The sequence below is a fragment of the Staphylococcus massiliensis CCUG 55927 genome (assembly GCF_000298075.1).
In the GTDB taxonomy this organism is placed as follows: Bacteria; Bacillota; Bacilli; order Staphylococcales; family Staphylococcaceae; genus Staphylococcus; species Staphylococcus massiliensis.
Window position 1 is genome coordinate 147,314 of sequence record NZ_JH815595.1, and the last position, 4,516, is coordinate 151,829.

Below are 4,516 nucleotides of genomic sequence, written 5' to 3' on the forward strand. Positions count from 1 at the left end.
TATTTTATTAATATAGAATAGAAATGGACGTTATTTGTATGGATAAGTGTAACCTAATTGTATAGATAAATGTATTTTATATGGCTCATATTTGCGTTATAAGCGACAAAAAAGACTTAGAGATATAAGAATAAACCTATAATTTTGGAGATTGCTCTAAATACCTCCTTAAAATGCAAAATAAAGGCATTGGAATATCACACGCGCTTTTTGGGTTTAGCACGATACCATTTTGGTATGTAAGTGCGCCCTTGGACAATGAAAAATAAAAATCTTAATTAAATAGAGTTTAACTAAGATAGTCACGAAAATCTAAGTTATTGATTTTATGAGTATTTTCAGATGTTTGGAATTATGGGATTGATTGTAGTATGAACGAAAATAAAGGTTAATCATTATTTAATCAGTTATATCTCTCCCTTATTAGTATTATGTGACTTTTCTATTAAATTAACTAAATTCTTTATTATTCTTTTTTCTATAGCATTTACATATTTCATTTCTTTTTCTACTACATTATATTCTTTGCGTTTCTTTAATAAATTATATAATGACTTATGAAGTTTGTTATCATGATTTTGAAAATAGTATACAAAGAATTCTCTTTGCTCTTTAGATTCGTACTTAAAATTTATTATAAGAGCTATATAGCCATAAAATTTAATTTCGTCATCGATATCTTTATTTTTGTAAGTAAATACTTCTTTAATATTATTTAATGTATTAAAATTACGAGTGTTTTTCTCTATTAATCCTAAAAAATACGCAAATTTAGTTATCTCTTCTTTATTAGCATAATTTTCTAATTTTTCAAGTGTTTCTTCACTGGTTGTATCTTCATCATACATATAACTAATTACTTGAAATATTTGTTCTTCATCTTTTCTTTTCAATAAAATATTCATAACCTTATATCCATCATTCGTATTTGATGGATATAAACTTAAAAATATCATTACCCCATTAATAAAAACACTTAAATACACATATATACTGGGTAAGGAGGTATTTAAAGGTATTAAAATTAAAGATATAATAACTAGTAATAAATTAAAAATTGAGCCACTTAAAAAAAAGACTAGCAACTCACTTCTTTTTACTCTTCCCTTTATTACTGGTTTATATATTAAGCTATATCCAGATAGATAATTTACAGGAACAATCCACCTCCAGTTACCATTCACTAAAATTCCAAAAGGGGTTGTTAAAATAACTATGTTATAACCTAATATTTTCCCTATTAATATATGTCCAATTTCATGAAAAGTTGCTGAAAATAAATAAATAACATAAAACATGCTAGCTATTAATAGCATATCGATAATAAATAAATCCTTTTTCAAAAGAAATGCTGATAACGACATACTAATTAATAAAATTAAAAGTACAGTCCAATTATTATTCCATACTTTCATATATTCCTCCTAAATTGTTTGCTTTTCAATAAAACTTTTATATTTATCATGAGAGCGCAATAATGAGTTGTGATCTCCAATTCCCGTTATAACACCATTATCTAAGAAAAATATGTTATCCGCCTCTCTTATAGTTGTTAAACGATGAGCTATTATTATTGTAGTCTTTCCTTTCATTAATTTTTTTAATGACTCTTGAATTTTATATTCGCTTTCACTATCTAAATTTGATGTGACTTCATCTAGTAATAATAAATCAGGATTTTTTATAAAGTTTCTTGCAATGTCAATTCTTTGTCGTTCTCCCCCAGAAAGTTTCACTCCTTTTTCACCAACCATACTGTTATATCCTTTGTCCATATTATTTATAGCATTGTGAATATTCGCTTCTTTAGCAGCTTTGGTAATTATTTCGTCAGATATATTCTCATTAACAGAATATACTATATTTTCTTTTATTGTCCCATTTATTATTGCATTACTTTGTGTTACATATCCTATATCTTGCCGCCATTTTCGTAAATTAAAGTTTTCAATACTTTCATTACCGTATAGTATTTCTCCACTTCGCTCCTCTAAATTATATAATCTAGATGGTTCTGTTGCAAAGTCAGATTAATATACAAATCTATACAAAACCAGGAACTTATATACTATTATATCAATAGATTATTCGGTTGGATTACATGATTTTCAACTTTGCAACAGAACCTTGTTTGGCTTCTCATTTAATATATATTTTAAGGATATAAACAAATATTTAAACACAAACATTGTCATACACATATGTACACACACACACTTACATTTGCATATCTCGATGTGAATCATTGGGTGCATATGCTATAATAAATGTGGAGGTGTTAAGATGGAAATCATCACATTCGCAGCTATTAAAGGCGGCGTCGGCAAAACAACGTTATCTTACAACTTTGCCGAATATTTAGCTGATTTAGGCGCCAAAGTTTTAATGATTGATCTCGATCACCAATGCAACTTATCTCAGATTTTAGGGGTCTATGATCAAAAAAACACAGTATTATCCATATTTGAAAAAATTGAGTCACTGAACATCAATGAACAAGTCAAAATTCATCACATCAGTGACAATATTGATCTCATCAGCGGTTTTTTACGTTTGGATGAATATGAAAAGCATATGAGTACGACCGATGGAAAAGATATGCAGTTATATATGTGGTTGGATGATTATTATGAAGCATACCATATCGATCAATATGATTATATTATTATCGATACGCATCCGGATTTCAGCACATCCACACGCAACGCCATTGTAGTCAGTCATAAAGTTATTTCACCGAATAAGCCGAGCGGTTTCAGTGATGATTCAAATGCTAACATCGAATATCGGATTAATAAATTAAAAAAAGAACTCATCGATTTCAAGACGAGAGAAAGTTACGTCACTGCGGAATTGTTTTATGTCGGAAATATGGTCAAACATAATACGAATCATCGGTTGTATTTAAAGCAGCCATTGAAAAAGATCCGCAATTCATCACGTACTTTCCGGACAAAGAATTAATTACACGCAGTGTCTTGGAGAAAACACCAATTGTCGCAATGCAAAAAGAGCCTAAGTTATATGCGAGAGAAAAAACATTTTTCGATCAATTCAGTGATAAATGCAAAGTAATCCAAGATGCGTCCATTCATAAATAAGGAGGGCCTGAGCCATGGCATTTAATAAAAAATATACAAAAGATGAGCAAGAACAAAATATAGAACAAGCATTAGAAGATGCAGCGTCACCGGATGTTTCATATAAAAAGATAGAAATCAAAAAAGGTAAAGTTAAAGAAAATAAAGCGAGATATCAATTTATGTTACAGCCATCAGTTAGAAAAAAGTTGGACGAATTGGTTAAAGAAAATAATTATTCCTCTTCATCAGAATTCTTGAATGAACTAATCAAGCAATTGTAATCAGGCGTGGATGATGCCAAGAATGTTACTGATAAAATCTATTCTTGTTGAAGAATAGATTTTCATTCACTCATCAAACACTCATCAAATTCCAAGATATAATTTTTATGGAGTTACAGGAGACTTTAGTAAAGATGCTGATGATTATGGAGTGCAACAATTTAAAAAAGGATTTGGTGCACATATTGAAGAATATATTGGTGATTTTATTAAACCTATACATCCGGTATTTTATAAAATCTATCAATTTTTGAATGCATAAGCTATACAAATTAATTACCTATAATCAATTTATTATGTAAAGTAAAAAAAGAGAGCGTGTTTGCTCTCTTTTTTATTTTATTAATAAAATATTATAGTGATTTCTAGGATGCTATGAGATGATCTCATTTGCGTTGAAACAAGGTTTATTAAAGCAAATCATTATCTTTTTTAATTCTGTAAATTGTCTGCCTTGTTATATTTACTTCTTTCGCAATTTTACTAATTGCTTGGCCTTCTTCTAACATTTCTACAACCCTATGATAAATAACACGTTTTTGAGGATCTTTAGCATTCGGTGCATAGAGTAAAGGACGTCCTTTATATACCCCTTTTTCTTTCGCAACTTTAATACCTTGTGCTTGTCTACGTTTACTTTCATTTCGTTCTTGTTCTGAAACCATTGCTAATATTTGGATGATTAAGTCTTTCATAAATTTATCTAATAAAGGATTGCCAATGACTTCATTCATCATCGGTAAACTAGTAATCATCAATTGGACTTCTTTATCTTTTAAATAATTAACTGTGTTAATCACTTCATCATAATTACGACCTAAGCGATCAATGGATTCTACTACAAATCTATCGCCCATTCTCACAAAGTTAAGTGCTTCTTGAAATATAGGTCTGTTTTCTACTGACTTTCCCGATTGTTTCTCTGTAAATATTTTCTCTACGCCAAATGTTTTCAAATTAGCTAGCTGTCTTTCTAAATTTTGGTCTATAGATGATACTCTCGCATAACCAACAATCATTGATTTCCACCTCATAATTAATATACACCCTAATCATACGTTCTAGTTATTGTGTCACTTTATTCGATATATGAGAATGATTTTACCTAATAAATGAGAAAAGCAACGCACTATATTAAAATGCGTTGCTTTC

The 4,516-nt window shown here is 29.2% G+C and carries 4 protein-coding genes and 2 pseudogenes; 3 read left to right on the forward strand and 3 right to left on the reverse strand.

The features are described from left to right. Nucleotides 1-407 precede the first annotated feature (407 nt). Complete coding sequence (locus A33S_RS0110435; protein WP_017176848.1) at nucleotides 408-1,415, reverse strand: hypothetical protein; 1,008 nt, start codon at nucleotides 1,413-1,415, stop codon at nucleotides 408-410. A 9-nt stretch (nucleotides 1,416-1,424) separates the two neighbouring features. Beyond that, nucleotides 1,425-1,982: pseudogene (locus A33S_RS12120) on the reverse strand (ATP-binding cassette domain-containing protein); the annotation flags it as partial. A 301-nt stretch (nucleotides 1,983-2,283) separates the two neighbouring features. Here A33S_RS12120 and A33S_RS11910 point away from each other — a divergent pair. The 3 genes and pseudogenes from A33S_RS11910 to A33S_RS12125 all read left to right on the forward strand — a co-directional run. Further along, the gene (locus tag A33S_RS11910; RefSeq protein ID WP_238537490.1) at nucleotides 2,284-2,964 is read left to right on the forward strand and encodes a ParA family protein; all 681 of its coding nucleotides are present in this window, start codon (nucleotides 2,284-2,286) and stop codon (nucleotides 2,962-2,964) included. A 151-nt stretch (nucleotides 2,965-3,115) separates the two neighbouring features. Further along, nucleotides 3,116-3,364 carry a ribbon-helix-helix domain-containing protein gene (locus tag A33S_RS0110450; protein WP_017176850.1) on the forward strand — a complete coding sequence of 83 codons (249 nt, stop codon included), beginning with the start codon at nucleotides 3,116-3,118 and terminating at the stop codon, nucleotides 3,362-3,364. 64 nt (nucleotides 3,365-3,428) lie between these two features. Continuing rightward, nucleotides 3,429-3,626: pseudogene (locus A33S_RS12125) on the forward strand (peptidoglycan bridge formation glycyltransferase FemA/FemB family protein); the annotation flags it as partial. A gap of 148 nt (nucleotides 3,627-3,774) precedes the next feature. Here the strand turns inward: A33S_RS12125 and A33S_RS0110455 are convergent. Then, nucleotides 3,775-4,383, reverse strand: coding sequence for a recombinase family protein (locus tag A33S_RS0110455; protein ID WP_017176851.1), 609 nt, complete (start codon nucleotides 4,381-4,383; stop codon nucleotides 3,775-3,777). Nucleotides 4,384-4,516: the final 133 nt, after the last annotated feature.